This is a genomic window from Tenacibaculum sp. SZ-18 (genome assembly GCF_002813915.1).
Taxonomy (GTDB): domain Bacteria; phylum Bacteroidota; class Bacteroidia; order Flavobacteriales; family Flavobacteriaceae; genus Polaribacter.
This window is the reverse complement of record NZ_CP019335.1, coordinates 3,821,393-3,845,920: the sequence shown is the minus strand read 5'-3', so window position 1 is coordinate 3,845,920 and position 24,528 is coordinate 3,821,393. Positions and strand designations below refer to the sequence as shown.

Annotated in this window: 23 protein-coding genes; 20 read left to right on the top strand and 3 right to left on the bottom strand. The window is 30.4% G+C overall.

All coding sequences use genetic code 11. The features are described from left to right. Positions 1-12: 12 nt before the first annotated feature. Both BTO06_RS17495 and BTO06_RS17490 read right to left on the bottom strand, forming a co-directional pair. The gene (locus BTO06_RS17495; protein WP_100926528.1) at positions 13-1,584 is read right to left on the bottom strand and encodes a G-D-S-L family lipolytic protein; all 1,572 of its coding nucleotides are present in this window, start codon (positions 1,582-1,584) and stop codon (positions 13-15) included. A 3-nt stretch (positions 1,585-1,587) separates the two neighbouring features. Further along, the gene (locus BTO06_RS17490; protein ID WP_100926527.1) at positions 1,588-4,437 is read right to left on the bottom strand and encodes a TonB-dependent receptor; all 2,850 of its coding nucleotides are present in this window, start codon (positions 4,435-4,437) and stop codon (positions 1,588-1,590) included. Positions 4,438-4,619: 182 nt separating this feature from the next. Here BTO06_RS17490 and BTO06_RS17485 point away from each other — a divergent pair, with 182 nt between their 5' ends. Together BTO06_RS17485 and serS are read left to right on the top strand one after the other, a co-directional pair. After that, a complete protein-coding gene (locus BTO06_RS17485) occupies positions 4,620-5,552 on the top strand; it encodes a bifunctional riboflavin kinase/FAD synthetase (RefSeq protein WP_100926526.1) in 933 nt (310 codons plus the stop codon). Positions 5,553-5,612: 60 nt separating this feature from the next. Then, complete coding sequence (gene serS, locus BTO06_RS17480) at positions 5,613-6,887, top strand: serine--tRNA ligase (RefSeq protein WP_100926525.1); 1,275 nt, start codon at positions 5,613-5,615, stop codon at positions 6,885-6,887. 66 nt (positions 6,888-6,953) lie between these two features. Here the strand turns inward: serS and BTO06_RS18740 are convergent, their stop codons facing one another. After that, positions 6,954-7,097 carry a hypothetical protein gene (locus BTO06_RS18740; protein ID WP_198517105.1) on the bottom strand — a complete coding sequence of 48 codons (144 nt, stop codon included), beginning with the start codon at positions 7,095-7,097 and terminating at the stop codon, positions 6,954-6,956. Between the two features lie 120 nt (positions 7,098-7,217). On the opposite strand from BTO06_RS18740, the gene BTO06_RS17475 reads away from it, so the two are divergent. From BTO06_RS17475 to BTO06_RS17390, 18 genes are all read left to right on the top strand, one after another. Beyond that, positions 7,218-8,993: a tetratricopeptide repeat protein gene (locus tag BTO06_RS17475; protein ID WP_100926524.1), complete on the top strand. Its 1,776-nt coding sequence runs from the start codon at positions 7,218-7,220 to the stop codon at positions 8,991-8,993. 19 nt (positions 8,994-9,012) lie between these two features. Then, positions 9,013-9,342: a DUF4286 family protein gene (locus BTO06_RS17470; RefSeq protein WP_100926836.1), complete on the top strand. Its 330-nt coding sequence runs from the start codon at positions 9,013-9,015 to the stop codon at positions 9,340-9,342. 25 nt (positions 9,343-9,367) lie between these two features. Next, complete coding sequence (locus tag BTO06_RS17465; protein WP_100926523.1) at positions 9,368-9,943, top strand: FEKKY domain-containing protein; 576 nt, start codon at positions 9,368-9,370, stop codon at positions 9,941-9,943. A 3-nt stretch (positions 9,944-9,946) separates the two neighbouring features. Continuing rightward, positions 9,947-10,684 carry a subclass B1 metallo-beta-lactamase gene (gene bla / locus BTO06_RS17460; protein WP_100926522.1) on the top strand — a complete coding sequence of 246 codons (738 nt, stop codon included), beginning with the start codon at positions 9,947-9,949 and terminating at the stop codon, positions 10,682-10,684. Between the two features lie 17 nt (positions 10,685-10,701). Further along, on the top strand, positions 10,702-11,526 hold the full coding sequence (gene rsmA / locus BTO06_RS17455) for a 16S rRNA (adenine(1518)-N(6)/adenine(1519)-N(6))-dimethyltransferase RsmA (RefSeq protein ID WP_100926521.1): 825 nt from the start codon (positions 10,702-10,704) through the stop codon (positions 11,524-11,526). Next, the gene (gene mgtE, locus BTO06_RS17450) at positions 11,495-12,844 is read left to right on the top strand and encodes a magnesium transporter (protein WP_100926520.1); all 1,350 of its coding nucleotides are present in this window, start codon (positions 11,495-11,497) and stop codon (positions 12,842-12,844) included. Before rsmA ends, mgtE begins: the two co-directional genes overlap by 32 nt. A gap of 119 nt (positions 12,845-12,963) precedes the next feature. Then, positions 12,964-13,689: a hypothetical protein gene (locus BTO06_RS17445; protein WP_100926519.1), complete on the top strand. Its 726-nt coding sequence runs from the start codon at positions 12,964-12,966 to the stop codon at positions 13,687-13,689. Between the two features lie 56 nt (positions 13,690-13,745). Further along, complete coding sequence (locus BTO06_RS17440) at positions 13,746-14,810, top strand: tetratricopeptide repeat protein (RefSeq protein ID WP_100926518.1); 1,065 nt, start codon at positions 13,746-13,748, stop codon at positions 14,808-14,810. A gap of 12 nt (positions 14,811-14,822) precedes the next feature. Further along, positions 14,823-15,371, top strand: coding sequence for a hypothetical protein (locus BTO06_RS17435; protein WP_100926517.1), 549 nt, complete (start codon positions 14,823-14,825; stop codon positions 15,369-15,371). An 81-nt stretch (positions 15,372-15,452) separates the two neighbouring features. Further along, positions 15,453-16,409 (top strand): hypothetical protein, encoded by a 957-nt coding sequence (locus BTO06_RS17430; RefSeq protein WP_100926516.1) that lies wholly within the window; start codon positions 15,453-15,455, stop codon positions 16,407-16,409. A 74-nt stretch (positions 16,410-16,483) separates the two neighbouring features. Further along, complete coding sequence (locus tag BTO06_RS17425) at positions 16,484-16,912, top strand: hypothetical protein (protein WP_100926515.1); 429 nt, start codon at positions 16,484-16,486, stop codon at positions 16,910-16,912. 105 nt (positions 16,913-17,017) lie between these two features. After that, positions 17,018-17,908 (top strand): hypothetical protein, encoded by an 891-nt coding sequence (locus BTO06_RS17420; RefSeq protein ID WP_100926514.1) that lies wholly within the window; start codon positions 17,018-17,020, stop codon positions 17,906-17,908. A gap of 51 nt (positions 17,909-17,959) precedes the next feature. Further along, positions 17,960-18,499, top strand: a complete 540-nt coding sequence (locus BTO06_RS17415; RefSeq protein WP_100926513.1) for a hypothetical protein — start codon at positions 17,960-17,962, stop codon at positions 18,497-18,499. Between the two features lie 750 nt (positions 18,500-19,249). Next, complete coding sequence (locus tag BTO06_RS17410) at positions 19,250-19,786, top strand: Crp/Fnr family transcriptional regulator (RefSeq protein WP_100926512.1); 537 nt, start codon at positions 19,250-19,252, stop codon at positions 19,784-19,786. 56 nt (positions 19,787-19,842) lie between these two features. Beyond that, entirely contained in the window at positions 19,843-20,391 is a 549-nt protein-coding gene (locus tag BTO06_RS17405; protein ID WP_100926511.1) for a DinB family protein, read from the top strand. A 373-nt stretch (positions 20,392-20,764) separates the two neighbouring features. Further along, positions 20,765-20,980 (top strand): hypothetical protein, encoded by a 216-nt coding sequence (locus BTO06_RS17400; RefSeq protein WP_100926510.1) that lies wholly within the window; start codon positions 20,765-20,767, stop codon positions 20,978-20,980. A 67-nt stretch (positions 20,981-21,047) separates the two neighbouring features. After that, positions 21,048-21,860: a GLPGLI family protein gene (locus BTO06_RS17395; RefSeq protein WP_100926509.1), complete on the top strand. Its 813-nt coding sequence runs from the start codon at positions 21,048-21,050 to the stop codon at positions 21,858-21,860. Further along, entirely contained in the window at positions 21,842-24,475 is a 2,634-nt protein-coding gene (locus BTO06_RS17390; RefSeq protein ID WP_100926508.1) for a carboxypeptidase-like regulatory domain-containing protein, read from the top strand. Before BTO06_RS17395 ends, BTO06_RS17390 begins: the two co-directional genes overlap by 19 nt. The last annotated feature ends 53 nt before the right edge of the window (positions 24,476-24,528 follow it).

Genomic DNA, 24,528 nt, shown 5'->3' with positions numbered 1-24,528 from the left:
GATATCTATAAATTATCTTAAATTTGGCGAAAAATTTGTAGGTAATTCACTAGCATCCGATAATCCATTCGTAGCCTCACCAAAATTACTTCCATATGCTCTATCAGTGGCTAAAAGGAATTCATTAGCCATTAATCCATAACCTCTTGCTGTTAAATGAACACCATCCAAACTCACCAAACCACCGAATACTAAGTCAGTAGTCATTGTGTAGTCTCCAAAAGTCAAACCTGAAGAAGCAGCCTGCGCTAAAATAGCGTTGAAATCTACAAAACCTAGACCATTAGCGTCAGCAACCGACTTAATTGTTACATTATACGCATCAGTCGCAACTTTAATATTATTTTGCTCCTCAGGAGTCAAAACATACTTATCTTCTAAAGGAACGGCAACTCCATTTACACTAGTTGGGTCTGACGGGTTAGCTAAAGTTCCAATAAACGAAGAACTCGTAAGAACTAATAAATCTTCGTCGGTAGTCTGTCTCATACTAACCAAATTAGGGTCAATAAATGTTAAATCTGTTAGATCCTCATCAAGTATTACAACTGCATTACTTGATCCTGCCTCAAAACTTATTTGGCGTCTATCTACCTCATCTTGATCAAATCCTGCAGCGTCAAGTATTGCAATTACCGCAGCCGGTAATAAACCAGCATTCTTAGCATCCAAAACACCTTGTAATCCTTGATTATAAGGTGTGTAAGCCTGATTTACAACGCCAGCTGTAGCTGCATCTAAAGGAACAGGATTATAAGGAACAGTAGTGAAATAAGATAATGAAGTGATATATGGTATATTACCTAATACACCTTTAGCTCCATTAGAAGTTAATGCATCTACCATTTGTGTTAAAATACCAGTAAAAGCAGTTGGGTCTGTTATATCCGTTGATCCATAGGTAGTTACATCAGGATTACCTGTCTGATCAACACCTGAACCACCACTAATTGCGTAACCTAAAACATCATTTCCTCCTATTTCAGATATAGTAAAAAAAGTAGGAGAGTTTGAAATGACATCTTGTAAAGCTGTTGCTGTTTCACTAGAAGAGAAACGAGCATAATAAGGATTTGATAATCCAAGGGGAACACCATTTACACTACCATAACCTGGTGCAAGAAAATGATAACTTTTTGCACCTGGAATACCATAATTATTCATGTTACTTGGTAATTTTGATGTAACCTCTGTCGTTGGAACAGCATCCAATGTAGCTGGCCCTGCACCATTAAAAAATAACCTAGGAGCGCTTATTACAGTACCTTGAAGTAATAAACCACCAATATTATCATTCATCAATGGCTGAACAAAATCTCCTCCACCCGCTAAAGCAAACTTTTCACTAATTATGTTTGGGAAAGAAAACTTTTGAGCCTCAATAAAAAGTGCATTATCTGTAAAACCTGCACTAAAAGAAGCACCAATTGCTATGTAATTAGACAAATCTAATCCATTTGCATCTGCCGCAATTTCTGGCGTTTCAACATCAGGAATCGGCTCTAAATCATTGTTAATATCACAAGCAGTTAGACCAAATAAAACAATTGGTAACCAACTATATTTTAGTTTAATTTTTTTCATATTCTAGTTATTAATTGTCCAAGAGATATAGTATTGAGAACCTATTGCACCAACTCCCGGTGCACTGAAGTACTCTTGTCCCGTCAAATTAGCTCCTCCAACTTTAATGATTGATTTAAGCGAAGGTATCTTATAATTCATTTGTGCATCAATTACTGTTCGTGCGTCAATATTAGCATCATGGAAAGTAGACTCCCAATAATACTCATCCTGCCATCTTACATTTAAGTTAAACCCAAAATTGTCAAAAATATTCGTGTGTCCAAATTGGAACTTAACTTTATGCTCTGGTGTATTAAAACCAGCTTCAAAATCAGGATCAGATGACTGATCAAAGTCAAACTTAGACCAAGTATAATTTAACCCAACGTTAAAACCATTGAAAACTTTGGTAGTTAAACCAATAGTTGTTCCATATGAGCTAATGTCCGCGCTAGAATTTGTATACGCATTAAATGTTGTAAAATCACCATTTCCTAGCGCTGCAAGTGCAACAGGAACAGCAGTTCCACCAGGACCAATAGGAGCTGTATCAGATAAATCAGCTTGTCCGTATAATGGAGCAATTACAACCTCATTTGCTATAAAATCCTCATATTGATTATAATAAACACTTAAGTCGACGCTCAACTTATTTTCTCCAGTAGGAATTGCACTCCTATACCCGACTTCAAACGCAGTAACTTTTTCTGGTTTAACCAAACCTACATCAGCCTTAACTGGTGCAGCAGCATTACCATTAACAAAATCTTGTACCGAACTTGATGAGAATGAGTTTTCGTATGCACTTCTTCCTGATAAAGAGATTGCAGGTACACCTGCAATAGCAGCACCATTACCACTTAGGGTAATCGAAGGTGTATTGTATCTATCTAAATTATCAGCTGCCGAACCTACTAAAAACGCCCTACCAATATCTAGACCGATATATTGATCTTGTGTTGTTGGATTTCTAAAACCTGTCTGAAAAGATGCTCTGAAGTTATGATTCTTTTCTTCTCCAGCAGCATAAGCTAAAGAAACACGAGGAGAAAAATTACCATCAAAATTTTGAGCCTTATCGTATCTAACAGAACCAGTGAACTTTAATCTATCATCCATGAATTTCTTTTGCATTTGGGTATATAGTCCATATTCGTCGTAGTTAATTGGACCATCAAAATCAGTATAAATTGTACCTCTTGATCTTAATGAGTATTCTCTGTAAGAACCTCCAACCTGAAATTCTGCAAAGTTAATGTAAGGGCTTAAGTTCAAATTAGCATCAACGTGTCGTATCTGAGACTGGTCTTGAAATTTTGATCCTCTAGCTAGGTCAGGATTAGATATAACTTGCTCCAATGTATTTTGAAAGGCTGCCGTTCCTGGAACTAGAGCTCCTTGTTGTGCTGTAGTTCGTCCAACCTGGTGAGCCACATCATCCGTTGCACCATTCAAAATTGCACCTAAATAACCACCAACATACTCGCCAAACCAAGTGTTATCATCTTTCCATGCTCTGTTTATATTAATCCCAGTAAATCTTGAATCATATGAGTTTCCAGCATCTTCAGCTGTTAAATATCCTCTCACAAAGAAATATTTACCTCTGAACTCTAACTTGTGCTGCTCCATGAAGAAATCTTTAATATAGTAACGGTTCGCTCCTTGATAAATAGTATTACCCCTTCCGAACTTAGAGTTCCAAATAATTTCAAGACGATCATTTCCCCATGGTCGATAATGTAATGAAGCACCAAATTTCATACTTCTTGCATCATAATCCATTAAATCTCTTTCTTGGTAACCGTTTCTACTTACATTTACACTTGGAATTAAAGCTGATGCACCTGCTGGAACAACTCCCAAACTTTCTAATACCTGTGCAACACCTCTAATATTTGTTGATACTTCGTCACCATAGATGTTCAATCCATCATAATTTATATCTGAATCTCTATCACCAGCTACGTATTCTCCATTAAAAGTATTTCTATCATCAGTAGCATACCATTCAGTACCTTTTAAATATGATAATGTTGCTTTTGCAGCAAAATAATCGTCAAATGTATGTGCTAAGCGAATACTTGTATCATAAAACTCATTGCTCCCAGCAGCTTCTTGCTGAGTTAAACCTGTTTTGAAAACAAAACTAACTCCTTGATCATCAAAAGGACTCTTACTTCTCATGAACATAATACCGTTAAAAGCATTTGCTCCGTATAAAGCAGACGATGCTCCCGGTAATAATTCAACGCTTTTCACATCTAATTCAGACAAACCTAATAAGTTTCCTAAAGCGAAATTTAAAGCTGGCGATGAATTATCCATACCATCAACTAACTGCATAAAACGCGTGTTAGCAAAAGTAGCGAAACCTCTTGTGTTTACTGACTTAAACGTTAAACTGTTAGTGTTGATATCTACTCCTTTCAAATTTTCCAATCCATCATAGAAAGATGGTGCAGATGTATTTTTGATTGCTCTAGAATCAAACCTTTCAATTGTTACTGGAGATTCCATAACACGTTCAGGAGTTCTAGAAGCCGAAATTACTACTTCATCTAACGCTGTTGCATTCTCTTTCAGCGATACTTCAACAACCTGATTGTTCTTCGTAATCTCAACAGTTACAGTTTGATACCCTAAAGAAGAAATTTCTAACATAAATGGAGGAGTATCTGTAACAGTTAATGTGAATTTTCCGTCAAAGTCTGTGTTAGTTCCTACAGCTTTTCTAGAAACTTTAATGTCGGCTCCAGGCAAAGGGCCGCCAAGTGTCGCATCGTTTACTGTTCCGGTAACAGTAGTTTGTCCCATCATATAGGAGCTACAAAACACTGTAAACGCAGCCAATAATAACTTTTTTATCATAATGTAAATAATTTGTTAACTATATCGCAAAATACAATTTTTTTTTATTCATAAAATATTTTGTTTGTTTTTATTACTATTCACACATTAAACCGACAGTTTTTTTGTGATTATGACATTTTCTTAATGAAAATTAAATTTTGATTTTAGAACTTGTAAATTTGTCTAAAATTTAATTTAATTTGGAGACAGTCCATTCAATTTTTGATTTTATACCAACTCAGGAAACTTATGTTACAATCGGCACATTTGATGGTGTACATATCGGTCACCAGAAAATCGTAAAGGATCTGGTAAAACAAGCCGCTGAAAACAGTAAAAAATCCGCTTTATTAACTTTTTTTCCTCATCCTAGAATGGTTTTACAAAAGGATGTTTCCATCGAACTTATTAATACAATTAATGAAAGAATCGATCTTCTAGAAAAAACAGGATTAGACTATTTGATTATTCATCCGTTCAGTAAAGAGTTCTCTCGTCTTTCAGCAATGGAATTTGTAAGAGATATTTTAGTTAATCAATTAAGAGTATCAAAATTAATAATTGGCTATGATCATCACTTCGGGAAAAATCGTGAAGGAAACATTGAGCAACTAACAGAATATTCTCATATGTTTAATTTTGAAGTTCAAGAAATTCCTGCTCAAGATATAGACTCCGTTTCAGTAAGTTCAACAAAAATTCGAAAAGCTTTAAAAGAAGGGTCTCTTAAAACTGCAAACAACTATTTGGGGTATAATTTTACAATTAAAGGAACCGTGGTCGACGGAAAAAAAATTGGAAAAAAAATTGGGTTTCCTACGGCAAACATACAAGTAAAGGAGAACTATAAATTGATACCAAAATCAGGAGTATATATCATACAATCAATTATTCATAACAAAAGAGTTTTTGGAATGATGAATATCGGTAATCGTCCAACGGTGGATGGCAATAATCAAACTATAGAGGTAAATTACTTTAATTTTAATGAAAATATATACGGTAAATCAATTGAAATAGAGTTGCTTTATTTCTTAAGAGAAGAAGAAAAGTTTGAGTCTCTAGAAAAACTTACATCTCAATTAAAGCAAGATAAAATAGCATCTTTACAATACATTCAGAATAATATGTAATGACTCGTTGTTTAAATGTAGCGCTTCTTTTATCTTTGTCGCTTAAATTTTTTAAACATCATGTTACAAGTTCAATTTATTCGAGAAAACAAACAAACTGTTTTGGACGGATTGGCAAAAAGAAATTTTGCGAACGCCGAGGCAATTCTTGACCAAGTATTAGAAGCCGATGAAACGCGAAGAGCTACTCAAGTTTCATTAGATGAAACACTTGCTGAATCGAATAAATTGTCCAAGGAAATTGGAGGTTTATTTAAGTCTGGCGAGGTTCAAAAAGCAAATATCTTAAAAGAAAAAACAGGACAGTTAAAGGATAAATCAAAAGCTTTGACTGAAAAATTAAATACTTTTTCTGAAAAATTAAAAGAACTATTATACCAGATTCCAAATGTTCCTCATAGTTCTGTTCCTAAAGGTATAAGCGAGGAAGATAATGAGGTTGTTTTTAGCGAAGGAGTAATTCCTAATTTAGGAGACAAAGCTTTACCTCATTGGGAATTAGTGAAAAAATATGATATAATTGACTTTGATTTAGGCGCAAAAATTAGTGGTGCTGGCTTTCCTGTTTACAAAGGAAAGGGAGCACGTTTACAACGCGCATTAATCAATTATTTCTTGGATAAAAACACCGCTGCCGGTTATAAAGAAGTTCAAGTACCTCATTTAGTAAATGAAGCGTCTGGCTTTGGAACTGGACAACTTCCTGATAAAGAAGGTCAAATGTACCATGTTACAGGTGATAATTTATATTTAATTCCTACAGCCGAAGTTCCTGTTACCAATATGTTTCGTGGTGAATTATTAAAAGCTAACGAACTTCCTATAGCTTTAACGGGATATACTCCATGTTTTAGGAGAGAAGCAGGAAGTTATGGAGCACATGTTCGCGGTTTAAATCGTTTACACCAATTCGATAAAGTTGAAATTGTTCGTGTTGAACATCCTGATAATTCTTACGAAGCATTAAATGGTATGGTGGAACATATTAAGGTAATTCTAAGAGAATTAAAGTTACCATATCGTATTTTACGTTTATGTGGAGGAGACACAGGATTTACTTCAGCCTTAACTTTTGACTTTGAATTGTATTCAACAGCACAAGAAAGATGGTTAGAAATTAGTTCTGCATCAAATTTTGAAACGTTTCAAGCAAATCGCTTAAAATTACGTTTTAAAAATAGTGAAGGAAAAAATCAATTAGCACACACTTTAAATGGAAGCTCATTAGCTTTACCTCGTGTACTAGCAGGAATTATAGAAAATTATCAAACAGAAGAAGGAATTAGAATACCAGAAGTATTAGTTCCTTACTGTGGATTTGATATTATTAATTAAAGTTATTTAGAAGTCAGTAATCAGTGCGCGCCGCTGGTTACTGGATTTCTTCAAACAATGTATTTATTAATTGGCAGCAATCGCCATCATTAATCTTTTATATTTATTCATTTCAAGCAAAGCTTCAAAATATTGAGTTATTTGTCCGTTCTTCATAAATTCCTTTGCTTTTCTATTCGACTGTTCGTATTGTTTTGTTACGTTTTTCATAATAAATTTGTATTAGTTTCTATCCATAAGACAAATTCCGTGCCAAAACATTACACTTACTTTAAAAAAAACCATCACTTTTAGTTAAAATTTAACATTTTTCTTCCTTATTTTTGATTGATGAGATATCGCATACTATTCCTAACTTTACTGGTTTTTAGCGTTTTTGTACAAGCACAATCGGGAAATTTCGCGTTAGCCGAAAATTATTTTCGAAATGGTGAATACGAAAAAGCAACACAATACTATAAAGACTTAGTAAAAAGGAGTCCGTACAATACAACTTACCTAAAAAGGCTTATAAGTTGTTATCAAGAAACAAATAAATTGGAAGTTTCTAAGAAGCTACTCGAAGAAAAAATTAAAAGAAGGCCAAATCTTACTTTTTTGAATGTATTACTCGGGTATAACTATGAAAAAGATCAAAATACAAAAGAAGCAGAGAAACTTTATTCCAAAGCAGTAAAATCAATTTCTAAAGAACCAAGCTATGGAGGTGCAATTGCTCGACTTTTCAAAGATTATAATAAGTTAGAATATGCCATTAAAGCCTATAAAGAAACAGCAATTCATAACCCGAATGCGAATTACGAGTTTGAAGTTGCTCAAATTTATGGTGAAAAGGGGGATTTCGAGTTTATGTTCAGCTCCTACATGGATTATTTAGATAAAAACGATAACTACATTAATGTTGTAAAGAGAAATTGTGCTCGTTATATAACAGACGATAATCAAGATCCAAATAATATACTTTTCAAAAAAGTATTGCTTCGAAAATCAGTTAGTAATCCTAAAGACGTTTGGAACGACTTACTTCGATGGTTATTCATAAAACAAAAAGACTATGGAAAAGCTTTAATTCAAAACAAAGCACTATATGCTAGAAATAATGATCGATTAGCAAGTATTTTTCAGCTAGGAGAAATTGCTTTCGATAATAAAGATTACGATACAGCAAAAAAATGTTTCGATTTTACTATAGAGAAAACAAACTATCAAAGAGATAAATTCAATGCAATTCAGATGAATTTGCAGATAGCTGTAAAGCAGAATGATCCCGAGGTTGAACAAAAATTTGATTCCGTATTTAAAGAATTTGGAATTAACAACAATACTTTTCCAATCCAGGTTGCCTATGCAGACTATTTAACTTTTTCCAAAAACAAACCAGAAGAAGCTAAAAAAGTTTTAGAAAAGGCACTCCCATTCTCCCGCAGTAAATTTCAGAAAGCAAGAGTTAAACTAAAGTTAGCGGATGTTCACGTATATCAAAGCTTATTTAATAAAGCTTTAATTTATTACTCTCAAGTTCAAACACAATTAAAAAATCATGAATTAGGTCAATTAGCTCGATATAAAGTAGCTCAAACATCCTATTTTAAAAATGATTTTAAATGGTCAAAGGCGCAGTTAAAAGTTTTAAAAGGATCTGCGAATCAACTAATTGCTAATGATGCTGCTGATTTATTTTTAGTTATTTCAGATAACCAACCAAAGGACAGTATTCCTTCAGGACTCCAAGAGTACGCCAAAGCAGATTTACTAGCCTTTCAAAATAAGAATAACGAGTCACTTTCAATTCTTAAAACTATATTAGTGACCTACAAAGGTCAACCAATAGAAGATGAAGCTTTATTCAAACAGGCTGAATTATTCACAAAAACCAATCAAATTACACAAGCAATTGAAAATTACAACACAATTATTGCCATAGATAAAGAAGGGATTTTGGCAGATGATGCTTATTACTTAATGGCAGAATTGTATGCTAATAATTTAAACAATTCGGAAAAAGCAAAAGAATACTATCAAAAAATAATTTTTGATTACCCTTCGAGCATTTATCTCGTGGATGCAAGAAAGAAGTTTAGGAAATTGCGAGGCGATTCTATTTAATAAAGAACAAAACGAAAAAATGTATATATATAACGTAACAATTAATATTGATGAGACTGTAGAGAAAGAATGGTTAACTTGGATGCAATCTCATATTCCAGAAGTCTTAGCAACAGGCAGATTTATAAGTGCTAAAATGTCTCAAGTTTTGGTGGAAGAAGAAATGGGTGGTGTAACTTACTCCATTCAATATACAGCGAAGACAAGAGAAGATTTAGACAATTATTACAAGCACGATGCTGAAAAACTTCGTTCTGATGGTATGCAACGTTTCGCAGATAAAATGCTGGCCTTTAGAACTGAGTTAAGAGTTGTTGAAGAATTTTATCCTATAGAAACTAGAAATTAAAGCGATAAAACGGTTCGTATACATATTGCTTTTTTGTCATAGTTTCATTGTAATTTCTCAAGAAGAAAAAAACTATTCAATTTCTGGCTATGCTTATATCAAAATTGGTAATGATTTATTTCCAAGTAATAACTTAGCCCTTAAATTAAATCCTGGTAACATATATACTGAAACTGATAGTTTAGGATTTTTTAAATTCAATAATTTAAGAAACAATACCTATCAACTAAAATATGTTTACGATGGAAGTAAAAACAATGAATTCGGTGTTATTATCAAAGATAAATCTATCGACAATTTTAAAATAGTTCATGATTCGAATTGTCAGTTCTCTAAACAAAGAGCACTGGAAGATATTGAAAACAACAACATCAAATTATTGGTCATTGGTGGCTATGCACCTGTTAAATATGTAACGGATAAATTTCAGGAAAAAAAATTCAACTTTAAATATTACATGTTTGGTTGTCTTATTGAAAACCCTCAATGTATTATTCAATACAATAAAACAATTTTTCAATTCTTTGATAAAAAGTATGGTAAACAATGGAGACAAGAAGTTCGAGAAGATATTACATTTTTAAACGGATCTAATTTTTAAATAATGAGTAAAAATATTTTCACAGTTTTGATATCGGTATTTTTCTTGTCGAGTTGTACTATTCCAACTCAAAACTTTTCTTCTGATTTCATTAAAATTACAAAGATTTCTAACCATGTATGGCAACACACCTCAACCCTAAAAACTAAGTCTTTTGGAGATGTTCCTTGCAATGGAGCCATTATGATGAACAAAGGAAAAGCTATTATTTTTGATACTCCTGTCGGGAAAAAAGCAACCATTCAATTAATTAATTGGGTCCAAAATGAATTAGAAGCCGAAATTATAGCTATTGTTCCTACCCATTTTCATATTGACTGCTTAGATACTTTAGACGAATTTCACAGGTTGAATATAAATTCATTTGCTTCAAACAAAACAATTGAATTAGCAAAAAAAAATAAGTCTAGCATTCCCAAATTGGGGTTTAATGCTAATAAAAAGTTTCAATTAGGAAACAAAAAAGTCCTGATTTCATTTTTGGGTGAAGGTCACACCAAGGACAATGTTATTGCTTATTTCCCATATGATAAAACTTTATTCGGTGGATGTTTAGTTACTAGTATAAATGCTCCGAAAGGAAACTTATCCGATGCAAATCCAAATGAATGGCCAACAACTATTCAAAAAATAAAAGAAACATTCCCTGACATAGAGTTTGTAATTCCAGGTCATGGAAAATCTGGAAATTCAGAGTTACTTGATTATACACAAAAACTATTTCAAAAAAGCTCTATATAACTTATTATCTTTGCAGCATGAGTGTACGTGCAAAGAAACATTTAGGTCAACATTTTTTAACGGATGAGAATATTGCTAAGAAGATAGCAGATACCTTAACAGAATCGGGTTATAACAACATCTTGGAAATTGGCCCAGGAATGGGAGTTTTAACCAAATATTTATTAGAAAAGAAACCTAAAGTATCTGTCTTAGAACTTGACTCAGAATCTGTAACTTATTTGAAAGAAACTTTTCCTGTTGAGCATTTTAAGCTCAATACTTCTGCTGATAAATTTCAAATTATTGAAGGTGACTTTTTAAAACAAAATTTACAACAATTATTCAACGATGAGTCCTTTGCTATCATCGGAAACTTCCCATACAACATATCAAGTCAAATAGTATTCAAGGCTATAGAAAATAGAGATGTTGTTCCTGAGTTTTCTGGTATGTTTCAGAAAGAAGTTGCTCAAAGAATTGCAGAGAAAAAAGGAAGTAAAGCTTATGGAATTTTATCAGTAATTGCTCAAGCTTTCTATGATGTTGAGTATCTTTTTACAGTACCTCCTTCGGTATTTAATCCACCGCCAAAAGTAGATTCTGGAGTCATGCGTATGATTCGTAAAGAAAACTACACATTACCTGTTGATGAAAAATTATTCATCAGAGTTGTAAAAACTGCCTTTAATCAAAGAAGAAAAATGCTTCGAAGCAGTCTAAAATTTATGAATCTTTCGGATAACTTAAAACAAGACCCTATCTTTGCGATGCGTCCCGAGCAATTATCGGTACAAGAATTTATAGAACTTACAGATAAAATTGCAAGTCATGGCGATAGAAATAACGAAAGAACTTCTTGATAATGTTTCCAGCTTAATCGCAAATCAAAAAGATACTGCTCTTTCTGATCTTTTTACTGATGTTCATCATGCTGATATCGCTGAAGTTTTAGATGAACTTTCTTTTGACGAGGCTGTTTATATTATCCGTTTACTAGATAGTGAAACAACTTCAGAAGTTTTAATGGATGTTGATGACGATGTACGTGAAAAAATTCTTGAACAATTATCAGCTAAAGAAATTGCCGAAGAAATTGAAGAACTAGATACTGATGATGCTGCGGATGTAATTGCTGAACTTCCTGAAGAACGAAAGGAAGCAGTAATGCAGCAAATTGAAGATGAAGAACACGCCAAAGAAATTGTAGAGTTACTTCGATTTGATGAAGATTCTGCCGGAGGATTAATGGCAAAAGAGCTTGTAAAAGTAAATGAAAATTGGTCTGTTTTAGGTTGTGTTACCAAAATGAGAGAACAAGCCGCTGAAGTTACCAGAGTTCATTCTATTTATGTGGTAGATGATAGCGGAAAACTTAAAGGACGCCTTTCTCTTAAAGACTTATTAATGGCTTCAACAAAATCTAAAATTGCGGATATTTATATTCCTAGAGTTGATTTTGTTAATGTTCATGACACTGCCGAAGATGTAGCTAATAAAATGCGTAAATACGATTTAGAAGCTATCCCTGTAGTTGATGAATTGGGAATTTTAGTAGGTCGAATTACAATTGATGATATCGTTGATGTAATTAAAGAAGAAGCGGACAAAGATTATCAATTAGCCGCGGGTATTACACAAGATGTTGAAGCCGATGACACTATTTTAGAATTAACACGAGCTCGCTTACCTTGGTTATTCTTAGGTTTGATTGGAGGAATTGGTGCTTTCTTAATTATGGGAGGTTTCGAAGATTCTTTTAAAGAAAATGCTGTTTTATTCTTTTTTACACCATTAATTGCAGCCATGGCTGGAAACGTTGGAGTACAATCTTCAGCAATTATTGTGCAGGGTTTAGCCAATGATGATGTAAAAGGAAGTATCAATAAACGCTTAATTAAAGAAATGTTATTAGCTGCCTTAAATGGTTTAGCCCTTGCAATTTTCTTATTTCTATTTATTTGGCTATATAACAAAGATATCCAGACTTCATTTGCAGTTTCAGTTTCATTAATTGTGGTAATTATTGTAGCTGGATTAATTGGTACTTTTATACCCTTATTTCTAGATAAAAGAGGAATCGATCCTGCAATTGCAACTGGACCTTTTATCACCACAAGTAATGATATTTTCGGAATCTTAATTTACTTCACTATTGCGAAGTTGATTTTAGGTGTTTAGCGTTTTATTTCCTTTTATTTTTTTTGTATCAATTGTGAACTTATTGGAATTATTTATTCCTTTGTATTCATAACATTGTTCGTTTATTTCCGTTTCAAAAAAAATATACTACTCACGCTATGAAGAATTTAATCATTTTATTATTATTTTTTCACACATCAATTTTAACTTCTCAAAATGCTGTTTTTGAAGCCGATAAACAATTACTTTCAAGATACGCTAAAAACAAAAAATTATATCATAAAATATTGCAATGGGAATGGATAATTAATAGGAAACATTTAAAATACGGAAGCGGAAAAGTATTCATTCAACCAAATAGTTCAAAATTAGACACCATCCTATTTCGTAAAAACAAAAAATCAACGTATGATACTATAATCACAAATATTGCTACTGCAAATTCATATCAATTTGAATATAATTTTTGTTGCGGAAACTTTAATGTTAAAAATAAACATAGGAATAAAACTACCCGAGTAAACAGTTTAGTTCAATTCAAAATCTCTGGATTAAATAAAGATTATAATTACTTAGGAATTATAGGAGAAGCTGGTATTCCAATATTAGAAGGAAATAAAGAATTTAATCTTTACTACAAGTGTAAAAGTACAATGAGTTCAAATGTTTCTAAAGTCTCTTTAAATATTGTTGATGACTGTGAAAACATCAAAGATTGTATAAGTCTTAATTGTATGTTTGAAAATAATAAAGTACAAATTCCAATGGCTAAATTAGAATACCGTATTCTAACCAAGTTGGTCGAAATTTCCTTTTTACCTTTGGATGATATTCCGCTTCATATAAATTACGATGCTATTAAAAACAACATCAAAATTTATTAATTTCGGACTTCAAAAAATTCATTTCTGTACAAGAAAATTAAACAACTCAAATTGCAATGGAAACGATTAAAATCTTCTTCCTATTATATTTTTTAGTTTATACCTCATTCTCTCAAACTAAAAGTAAAGTAGCCTTAAATAAAGCCAAACAAGCCATTGATCTTATGGACGAAGGCAGAATAGACGAAAGTATATCCATATTAGAAGAAAGTCAAAAACTTGACCCAAAGAACTATCTTTATCCTTATGAAATTGCATATGCCTATGTCTTGAAAAAAGACTACAATAATGCGATAAAGGTTATAAAGAAAGTTAAAAAATTAGACTCTATAAATAGTCAAGTTTATCAATTATCTGGTAATTGCTACAGCTATCTTGGTAAAAAGGATAAAGCTATTAAAGAATATGAAGAAGGAATCGAAAGATTTCCAAATGCAGGTAATTTATATTTGGAGAAAGCAAATGTTTTAATAGATCAAGAGCAATATGAAAAAGCGATTGAGAATTATGAAAAAGGAATTGAAGTTGATCCAAATTATCCTTCAAACTATTACAGATTAGCTCTAATTTACCTTAACTCTTCTGATAAACTTACGGGCTTAATTTATGGAGAAATTTTCATGAACTTAGAAAGAACAACTGAAAGAACCCGGGAAATGAGTAAAGCCCTTTACGATACATATGAATCATCAATTATTTTAGGAGAAGAAGAATCAAGGATTGATTTTTGTGAACTTATAATTGACGCATCAAAATTAAGTTCCGAGAACGAAATTCAACTTCCTTTTTGTGCAATCTTTGGTAAAAATTTCGTGCTTTCTATTATTGAAATAAAGTATTTCAATTTAGAATCTCTTGCTCTGATGAGAAAGAGATTTATTGCCAACTTCTATACACAAGATCATAAAAAGTATCCCAACGTTTTATTTGACTATCACAAAAAAATGCTCGATAAAGGATACTTTGAAACGTATAACCGATACTTATTTCAAATAGGAGCTCAAGACGAGTTTGATGAATGGTTATTAAATCACAAGGAAGATTTCGACCAATTTGTTAAATGGTATACCAATCCTGAGAACATTATCAATGTCACTTCAACTAACAGATTAAAAAAATAAACTTGCCTATTAATGAAACAAGAGCATATTAACGAAATTAAAAAACAAAGGAATATTTTAAAAGCTATTGGAGTTTTAGAAATAATTGGTGGTACTGCAGGAGTCGGTATTATTATGTGGTTTCTTTTACAAGGTTACCAAATGAACTCTTATACTTTTTTGATTTACTTAGTTGCAATCGTCTTTTACGGATATTCAATTTATGCTGGAGTCAATTTATTTAAGAAAAACGAAGATGCCATATCTCATTCGTGGATCATACAATTCATTCAAATTGTAAGCTTTTCACTTAATGGCGTAACGTTTCTTTTGACATCTGGTGGAAATTTATTAATAGGTTATAACTTTACCGAAAAAACCATTAATATTTCATTTGGAATCATAGCCAGTGAATTCAATATTATTGCTAATTCTATAGAAAATGATTTTATAAAAATTAACATTCTAGCTATTTTAATTATATATTTTCTAGACAAATCCTTCAAATCGATAAAAGAGAAACAACAAATTTTGAATAATTACATTGAAAAAATTGGTTCGCATAAATATAACAAGGAATAACGCTCTGTGACGGTAATCTTCAACATCAATTGTAACCCAAGATTCCTCTTTTTAAATTACTTTTGCCAAAAAAATAAGCATATGAAGAAAGCCTTTTTACTAGTCTTACTTTTAATAAGTTCAACAAACCTCTTCAGTCAAATTGATTCAACTAAAGTTGCTTTTGTTTCGTACTGGTCAACAGGAGATAGTTACGACTTTAAAATATCCAACATAAAACAACAATGGAAAAAAGGACAGTTAGTAAAGGACGAAAAAAGAGAATACGTAGCAAACTTTACTGTTTTAGACTCTACTGACACCTCTTATACTGTGAAATGGAGTTATCAAAATGACTTATCTAATGATTATGATATTCCAAAAGTTTTTCTCGACAAATTCACTAAATATAAAACCTCAGAGATCATTTATAAAACTTCAGAATTAGGAGAGTTTCTAGAGCTCATAAATTGGGAGGAGATAGGTGAAAAAATGAATAATCTTTTTAATGATATTATTAATATTGTGGGAGATGCAGATACTGAAGAAAAAGAATTCCTGAAAAAAGCGATGATGCCCATAATTAGAGCGTACAGTTCTAAAGAAGGTATTGAACAACTTCTGTTAAAAGAAATACGATATTTCCATTTTCCGATGGGTGTAGAGTTTGATATTAGAACAGCTCTAAACTATGATGAAGAAATAGCAAATATTCTTGGAGAAGATCCAATTAAAGCGAAAACTACCTTATCATTTGAACATGTAAATTTTGAAGATGAATTTTGTGTTCTAAAACAAAAAACAAGATTAGATCCTGATGATTCCATGAGAATGATCAAAGAATTTTTCTCAAGAATAAAAATTGATTCTGAAGAAATGGAAAAAGCATTTGAAAATGCAGTTTTTGAAATCAATGACAATAACACTTATGAATTTCATTATAACCCTGGAGTTCCGCACAAAATTGAAGCAATTAGAGAATCAATTATTGATTTTAATAAAGAAAAGGGAAGAAAAATTGACAAAACTATTATAGAGTTAATTTATGAAGAACAATAGATTTGAGAGTATTTTCAAAATTTTCTGCGCAACCTTTTTAGATTTTTTTCATCTTAAAAGAAAAACATATCACAATGAAAAAAGTCACACAATACTACACAATTATCTTGTTAGCTACAATTCTAATATTTTGTTCTTGTACAGATAAAAATTTTCCAAACGCTCAATGTGAAGATGCAGTTTGTACAAAAGATTTTAGAACTATTTTAATAACAATCAAAGATGAAAATCTAAATCCCATAGCAATTGACTCTTTCAAAGTAATTGACCTATCAAATGCTGCGGACATCACTATACCACTTTCAACTTCTGGATTTCAAACGGCTCAACAAAACGGTGAATATCCTTTAGTGAATGATATGAGTTTTAGTGAAAACTCACAAAAGCAAATTCAGTTCTATGCATATAAAAATAATATAGAAATCGTCAATGAGAGATATACTGTTAGCACTGATTGCTGTCACATTAATTTAAACACAGGAGTTTTAGAAATCATTTTGTAGGCTGCGTTAGATATATCTCTTTAACTTCTGACAGATACAACTCACGACAATGTAGGAGACTACATAAATTTATCGTATATTTCTTACAACAAGACAATTACACACATGAATATTAATGCAGTCTTTGATAAAATTCTATCCTTCAAGGTAAAAACACAAAGCGAAAAAGTTATTCTTATAATCGCAATTTCTAGCTACCTTATACATTTGCTGTTAATACTTTTAACTAATTTTGATATACTTCAACTGAATTCAAAATTATTAAAAAACCCCATTGTTGCTATTTACACTCCATTCTCTTTTATTTTAGTTTATGAAGTTTATCTGCTAATTTTTTTTCTTCCTAAATCTATATCCTTCTACATTGGTAAACAATATGAGATCATAACGCTTATTGTTATTAGAAGAATATTTAAAGATATTGGAAATTTAGAACTTACTTCTCGCTGGTTTCAATCTAAAAGTGATTTACAATTTACTTACGATGCATTATCTTCATTAATTCTCTTTACCATTATCTATTATTTTTATAAGCACATTAAAAAAAGACCTACAATACAAGATAAAGATCAGCAAAAGGAAATTCAAAAATTTATCAATTTAAAAAAAACAATTGCCGTCTTGTTAGTGCCAACCCTTTTAATAGTTGCTATATATACTTTTACCAACTGGGCTAGTGGAACTCTGTTAAATGATACAGGTAAAATCGCAACTTTTAAAAATATAAATAATGTTTTCTTTGATGAATTCTTCACTATCTTGATAGTTGTCGATGTTTTATTATTGTTGGCCTCTTTTTTTTATTCTGATAAATTTCATAAAATCATAAGAAATTCAGGGTTTGTTATCTCAACCATATTGATAAAAATTTCTTTTTCCACAGAAGGAATTATAAATAATGCTTTGATAATTGGTGCAATGCTCTTCGGTTTTTTTATTCTATTAATTCATAATAAATATGAAGATGATATTTCGAGTATAAGTGATTATAAATAAAATATTATATTTAAAAAAAATAAGGTTTAATCTACTCAAAAGGTTCATAAGATGTTGCAAAAACAAAACTTACCAACTACCGTAATCTTTTGTAAAGAACAAATAAAATCGGATGCTAATGTAGTTTGGAACACTATAGCTACCCCAGGAATACTCGAATTTTGTCATCCTTTTTGCAAGGAAAATAAGGTAACAAAATGGGGGGAAGTTGGTTCTAAAGATTCTATAGTTTACTATAATAATCTAAAATTATATCGATTTTTTACTGAATGGAAGGAAAAAAAGGGCTACACTTTACTTATTGGAAGAGGAAATGTTGCTGTTGCCGAAGTATTTTGGAATGTAGAAGCAATTAATGATAAAATCACGAGTTTATCTATTTCTATTCATATATTCACAGATATTGCACTAAAAAGCTACCCAAAATTTTTACGACCTTTACTTAAATACATTTATCTTATTCCAAAAATGTCTCATTATATTAAGAGTGTTGTTAAAGGATTTAAATATTATATTGAAACAGGAAAAACCGTAGAAAAAAACATGTTTGGTCTAAATAAAATGTTTTCAACTAAAACGCTAGCATCTTAATATATACAACTACTATAAATTGTATGACATAAAAATACTTTCCTCATAGTAGAATTGTAACAGAGTTTAGAAAAACTCATCGTTATTTATTTTCAACAAATACTAGTTTTATTTATTACAATTAACATCAAAACATCTCAAAATAAAGTCTTAAAAGGAACTTAAAAACAAATAGGAAATTAAACAATGTTGATGTTTTTTTGCTCTTACAAATAGCTACATGTAATAATAATTTGCCTTCTTCAGCTCAAAAAATAGCGAAATAAATATTTTTAAAGCAGTTGGTTATGCTCCTAAAATGATATATTGAATTATCATCCAATTAAATATTTACAAATTTATGACATGTATTCTTTTCAAATATTTAAATGTTTTAAACGGTATAATTACTATGTGTTTTATAGAGTTAGAAATCTCATGTAGCTCGTAAAAACATACTATTATACTGAAACCTGTAACCATTCCTTCTAAAATCTCAAGGAAGTATAGAAGCCGGTTATAAACATTGGAATTCGTCAGCGAAAAAAGCATTAAAAACTGCCTTAAACAAATTCAATCCCGCTACGAAATTACACATTCAAATCAACAAAGTAGAAGGAAAAACGACTTCAGATGAAATGAAAAAAATGCATTAGTTTGTAAAAGATGATTGACAAAATGAACCTGCTGAAATTCCTAATTTTAATAATATCTTTGAATAATTCATGATTAAGTACATCATAAAATTTACTTTTTCGGTTATTTCAAAATATGAATCCAATCAATTTTTTAATTGAGAAATTAAATCAAGAAGACCTTTGGTGTGATGAAGTTCATTTAGAAAGAAATGAATTTTTGAAAGTTAAAGGAAGTATTGACACGAATATTTATTTAGTTGTTACTGGTAGTTTACGAATATTTGTTGTTGATGTAGATGAGGAACATACGATAAGGTTTGGTTATAAGAATAATTTAATCACAGCTCTTGATTCATTTTTAACAGAAAAACCTTCTGATTTTTATATTCAAGCTTTAAAAAGCACATGTTTAAAAGTTATTGATAGTAAAACATTTAAATCGTTTATTTCATCATCAGAAAAACTTCAAACATTTTGGGTTCAAATACTCGAAGGTCTTGTCTTACAACAAATGGAGAGAGAAAGAGACTTGCTTACCTCTTCCCCTACTATTAGATACCAAAGAGTATTAAAAAGAAGTCCACAAGTATTTCAAGAAATACCAAATAAATACATCGCTTCCTATTTGCGAATGACACCAGAAACTCTGTCAAGAATAAAAAAATCTTAATTTCAATCAATTTTTTTGTCCATTTTACTTCTGACATTTGCAAAAAACAAATACCTATGTCATTAAAATCTGAAACTTTACTAAATGAACTGATTGAATTAACACAAAAAAACATTGACGCTGCTGAATTATTTAAAAATTATACTACTGAACAACTTAATTGGAAAGAAAACACTGAAAGCTGGAGTATTTTAGAATGTGTAGAACATTTAAACAGATATAGTGACTTTTATCTTCCAGAGATCTCCCAAAAAATTCGAAATTCAAAAAGTATTCCTTCTGAAATATTTAAGAGCAATTGGTTCGGAAGGTATTTCAGTAAATCGGTTTCATACAAAGAAAAACTCAATAAAATGAAAACTTTTGCATCTATGAATCCTATAAATTCCGAATTAAGTATTTCTACAATTGATAAGTTCATTATACAGCAACATGAAGTATTAGAACTTCTTGACAAAGCTAAAAACGTTAACCTTGATAAAACAAAAACAGCAATATCAATTTCTAAACTTATTAAGCTAAAATTAGGAGATACTTTACGCGTTTTAATTTACCACAATGAAAGACATATAAAACAAGCTGAAAATGTTTTAGAATTAGTATAATAAATTCTCAAAAATAAACCCCTACTAACTAGACATTTATCCAAAACTTAGAACATTAATGGAAAAAATATTTATTTTGAAGTAATAAATAGTTGAAAAAACAGCTACTTTAGCTAAAAGAAAAAAGTTGCTGTTCTATTCTGTTAGATTTCCATAATGAAACTCTTTCATTATCCTATAGTGACTTTTAAACACAAAAAACTAGTACCCACGAGAGCTATGGATGTAGAGTAAATTTATGGTCTTCCGACTTACGGAATAATTGCAAAGGAAAAGAAGTTCTTCTCACACTTAATAGTTAAAGTGGAAACTAAAAAAAGTCGAAAAAATAACAGCCCAAGACTACAATGGGGTATTTAATTTTTTTTTAATTATGAAAAACAAAATTTTAACATTAGCATTTGCTTCGGCGGTTGCGTTCAGTTTCGCTTTTAACAACTCAAAGAAAGAAAATAAGGAAGTGAAAATCGATCTTATCGAGTGTGAAAGAGCTACACTTTCTTGTGGAAAATCAGGTGTTGCATGTGCTGACACTAAAGAAGAAGTTAAGGAAATTATTAAAAAAGCAGAAGCTCATTTCTGTGATTAATCTAAAAATAACCTATCCTTTTTATAAGGGTAGGTTATCAATAAATAATATTAAATTCTCTCATTCAATGTTTAAAAATTTATTCTACTTATCCCTTATTTTACTTACAATAAAGATAAATTCACAAAATCAGCACATTTTCACATATAAGTTTGTTTACAACTTGACATATCAACCAAATAATAAAGATGTTGATACTAAACTAAGTGAACAGATGATTCTTTTTAGAAATGGAGAACGATCATTATTTATCAGTAGAAATAACTTTCTTAATGACTCTTTAGTTATAGAAGAAAGAAAAGGAAATATCTCTTTAGACCCATTAGAATATCCTAAAACTAAATTTTATTATAAAATTTTAAAAGATTTTTCAAAAGATAGTATTACCGTATACAATGAAATTTTTTTAGATAATTTTAAGTATACGGAATCTAAAAAGGCGATTAAGTGGAAAATTACATCACATACAACAAAAATAAATGGCTTAAAATGTCAGAAAGCCGTTACATATTTTTCTGGGAGATACTATGACGCCTGGTTTACCAATGAAATTCCGATTTCGGATGGACCGTATAAATTTAGTGGACTTCCTGGGTTAATTGTCAAAATTTCAGATTCAAAAAAACATTATATTTTTGAACTAGTTTCTCAGTCTAAAGTAAATCAACCATACCCAAATCTTATACCTAATAAACGATTATATATCACTAATAAGAAAACATTCTTTAAAAAACAAAAAGAATTTAAAGACAACATAGTTACGAAAATTTCACAGTCTGGATTTACCTTAGACAAAAAGCATGTAAAGAAAGTAAAGGAAAGAAATAAAAAAAGAAACAATCCCATTGAATTAGGTGATGCATGGTATTTAGATCATTAGTTTTAATATATTTCATTTCTTTAACTGTTCTTTCACAGACGAGTATTAACGGAATAGTAACCGATCTAAAACTAATTCCTCTTCAAGGTGCAACAGTAGTTATTACTAAGGAAAATGAAGAAACTATCTTAGCATATGCAATAACTGACAATAGCGGTAAATATTCAATAAACTTATCTACTACTTCAGGTAAATTGTTTATTAAGGCATCATTTATTGGTTATTCAAAACAGTCGAAAATTATTTCCGACAACAAGCAAATTATTGATTTTGCATTGAGTGAATCTTCAGAAAAACTAAAAGAAATTGTTATTAAGAATAAACCAATAATCCAAAAAGGAGATACTTTAAGTTATTCTGTAAGTTTATTTAAAGATCAAAAAGATCAGGTTATTGCGGATGTTTTAAAAAGAATGCCAGGCATAGAGGTTTTAAATGATGGTAAAATATTGTATCAAGGAAAACCTATTCAAAAATATTACATTGAAGGATTAGATTTATTAGAAGGTAAATACAACTTAGCAAACGAAAATTTGCCTGCAAATGTAGTATCAAAAGTTCAAATATTAGAAAATCATCAACCTATTAAACTTCTAGATAGTTTGGTCTATTCTGATAAAACATCACTTAATATAAAATTAAAGAATAATATTACCTTAACCGGAACTTCAAGAATTGGTTTTGGTACTTCTCCCTTTCTATGGGATGTTAATATTACCCCTATGCTTTTCACTAAAAAGCAGCAAATGATAAGTTCTTACCAAACTAATAATACTGGAAATGATATTTCAACACAAATTAAAAACTTAACACTTGAGGAATTATTCGAAAAACTCGAGTTTGACAGTGATAAAAAAAATTGGGCTACTATTAATGAACTTTCTGAACCAAGATTCTCTAAAGAAAGGTGGTTAAATAACAATGTACATTTACTTTCAAACAATTATTTGATTAGATTAAAAAAAGATGTCGATCTTAAAATAAATTTATCGTATTTAAATGATTACCAACAACAAATTGGTGCGACTCAAACAACTTTTTTTACTCCAACTGAAACGGTAAATTTAACTGAAAAAACAACAAATAAACTATACTTTAATTCTTTAGATAGTAAATTTGTTCTCACAAAAAATACTGCAAAAAATTACTTTAAAAACACCTTGGATTTTAAAAAATATTGGGATTTCCAAATAGGTTCAACAAACCTAAACTCTCAAAGTTTCACTCAAAAAGCTGAAATTCCCTACACTTCTTTTAACAATAAACTAAAAGTAATTGCACCTTTTGGAAAACAAATCTTTACTTTTAACTCAACTGTCAATTATTCAACTTCAAACCAAACCTTTTCATTCAATCAAAGTCAATTTGAAAATTTACTAAATGCAGACGAACCATATGATGAGCTTAATCAAGTTGTAAAACATTCCAATTTTTACACAAACAACTCTTTAAGTTTCACAAAAGGTTTTAAAAACTTGACGTTAATAACAAAAGGTGGATTTACCATTCATAATCAAGAACTAGATAGCCGAATTTTAATTACAGACGACACACCAAATGTTTTAAACACAAATGAATTAACTTTTGATAAATCTGTGATCTTTACTGAGCTTAAAACCCAATATAAAATTAATGATTGGAGAATTGATTTAGATATTCCATTAAGCTTTCAAAGCTTTAATAGACTAGATAATCTTTTAAAAAGTAAAGAAAACTTAAGAAGACTAACATTCGAACCCAAACTATCAGTTAGAAAAGATATCAACAATTACTGGAGAGCAACGGCTTCAACAAAAGTAAAAAACTCGTTTGGGGAAATAAACCAATTATACTATGGATATATATTAAATAGCTACAGAAATATCAGACGATTTGAAAACCCGATTCAACAAAATAATACTGTTAAATCCCTTTTTGGTCTTTCATATCGTAACCCTCTAAAGTCATTATTTTTTAATGGATTTTATTCTTACACTAATATCTACCAGAATTTAATCTTATTTAATGAAATCGACACAAATGGAGCTAACAACTTTAGCCTATTAGAACAAAATAACACAAAACATAAACACAGCATTAATGTTAGAGGAAATAAATATTTCAATAAAATAAAAACTACAATTGGTCTAGGTGCTTCCTCATCAATAATCAATGAAAATCAAATATTAAATAGTTCATTAACGGATGTTAAATCTAAGAGTTTGGAGCTTAATTCTAAATTAGAAACCGAACTATTTGATTGGTTTAGTATTGAAAATAAAAATCGAATTGCTATAACAAATATTCAATTCAACAATCAACAATCATTTGATCATATAATTAATCAGGAACATTTCGTAAACTTGAATTTCTATCCTACTTCAAGTCAGTTCATGGTTGTTGATTTAGAATACTATAAAAACATTTTCATTGGTCATACTAAGGAAAATTACTTTTTAAATTTAACATATGGAACTTCATTTAAAAAAGGAAAAATAGAGCTCGAATCCAGTTTAAATAATCTTTTAAACACGAAAAGATTCATATCTTTATTTAATAATAATTTTTCGTACACTACAAGTTCTTATGAATTACGACCTCGTCAAATTCTTATAAAATTAAAATTCAATTTTTAAATAATATATCCTTTTTTAATATATCTTTAGTTTACTTATTTTTGGAGTATAAT

Excerpts from the sequence above, each read along its gene's own strand:
- BTO06_RS17425 (WP_100926515.1), top strand. The coding sequence starts at position 16,484 with ATGAAAAAAGTCACACAATACTACACAATTATCTTGTTAGCTACAATT.
- BTO06_RS17410 (WP_100926512.1), top strand. The coding sequence starts at position 19,250 with ATGAATCCAATCAATTTTTTAATTGAGAAATTAAATCAAGAAGACCTT.
- BTO06_RS17435 (WP_100926517.1), top strand. The coding sequence starts at position 14,823 with ATGAAACAAGAGCATATTAACGAAATTAAAAAACAAAGGAATATTTTA.
- rsmA (WP_100926521.1), top strand. The coding sequence starts at position 10,702 with ATGAGTGTACGTGCAAAGAAACATTTAGGTCAACATTTTTTAACGGAT.
- BTO06_RS17415 (WP_100926513.1), top strand. The coding sequence starts at position 17,960 with ATGTTGCAAAAACAAAACTTACCAACTACCGTAATCTTTTGTAAAGAA.
- BTO06_RS17445 (WP_100926519.1), top strand. The coding sequence starts at position 12,964 with ATGAAGAATTTAATCATTTTATTATTATTTTTTCACACATCAATTTTA.
- BTO06_RS17390 (WP_100926508.1), top strand. The coding sequence starts at position 21,842 with ATGGTATTTAGATCATTAGTTTTAATATATTTCATTTCTTTAACTGTT.
- bla (WP_100926522.1), top strand. The coding sequence starts at position 9,947 with ATGAGTAAAAATATTTTCACAGTTTTGATATCGGTATTTTTCTTGTCG.
- BTO06_RS17470 (WP_100926836.1), top strand. The coding sequence starts at position 9,013 with ATGTATATATATAACGTAACAATTAATATTGATGAGACTGTAGAGAAA.
- BTO06_RS18740 (WP_198517105.1), bottom strand. The coding sequence starts at position 7,097 with ATGAAAAACGTAACAAAACAATACGAACAGTCGAATAGAAAAGCAAAG.
- BTO06_RS17490 (WP_100926527.1), bottom strand. The coding sequence starts at position 4,437 with ATGATAAAAAAGTTATTATTGGCTGCGTTTACAGTGTTTTGTAGCTCC.
- serS (WP_100926525.1), top strand. The coding sequence starts at position 5,613 with ATGTTACAAGTTCAATTTATTCGAGAAAACAAACAAACTGTTTTGGAC.
- BTO06_RS17405 (WP_100926511.1), top strand. The coding sequence starts at position 19,843 with ATGTCATTAAAATCTGAAACTTTACTAAATGAACTGATTGAATTAACA.
- BTO06_RS17420 (WP_100926514.1), top strand. The coding sequence starts at position 17,018 with ATGAATATTAATGCAGTCTTTGATAAAATTCTATCCTTCAAGGTAAAA.
- mgtE (WP_100926520.1), top strand. The coding sequence starts at position 11,495 with ATGGCGATAGAAATAACGAAAGAACTTCTTGATAATGTTTCCAGCTTA.
- BTO06_RS17495 (WP_100926528.1), bottom strand. The coding sequence starts at position 1,584 with ATGAAAAAAATTAAACTAAAATATAGTTGGTTACCAATTGTTTTATTT.
- BTO06_RS17430 (WP_100926516.1), top strand. The coding sequence starts at position 15,453 with ATGAAGAAAGCCTTTTTACTAGTCTTACTTTTAATAAGTTCAACAAAC.
- BTO06_RS17440 (WP_100926518.1), top strand. The coding sequence starts at position 13,746 with ATGGAAACGATTAAAATCTTCTTCCTATTATATTTTTTAGTTTATACC.
- BTO06_RS17400 (WP_100926510.1), top strand. The coding sequence starts at position 20,765 with ATGAAAAACAAAATTTTAACATTAGCATTTGCTTCGGCGGTTGCGTTC.
- BTO06_RS17395 (WP_100926509.1), top strand. The coding sequence starts at position 21,048 with ATGTTTAAAAATTTATTCTACTTATCCCTTATTTTACTTACAATAAAG.
- BTO06_RS17475 (WP_100926524.1), top strand. The coding sequence starts at position 7,218 with ATGAGATATCGCATACTATTCCTAACTTTACTGGTTTTTAGCGTTTTT.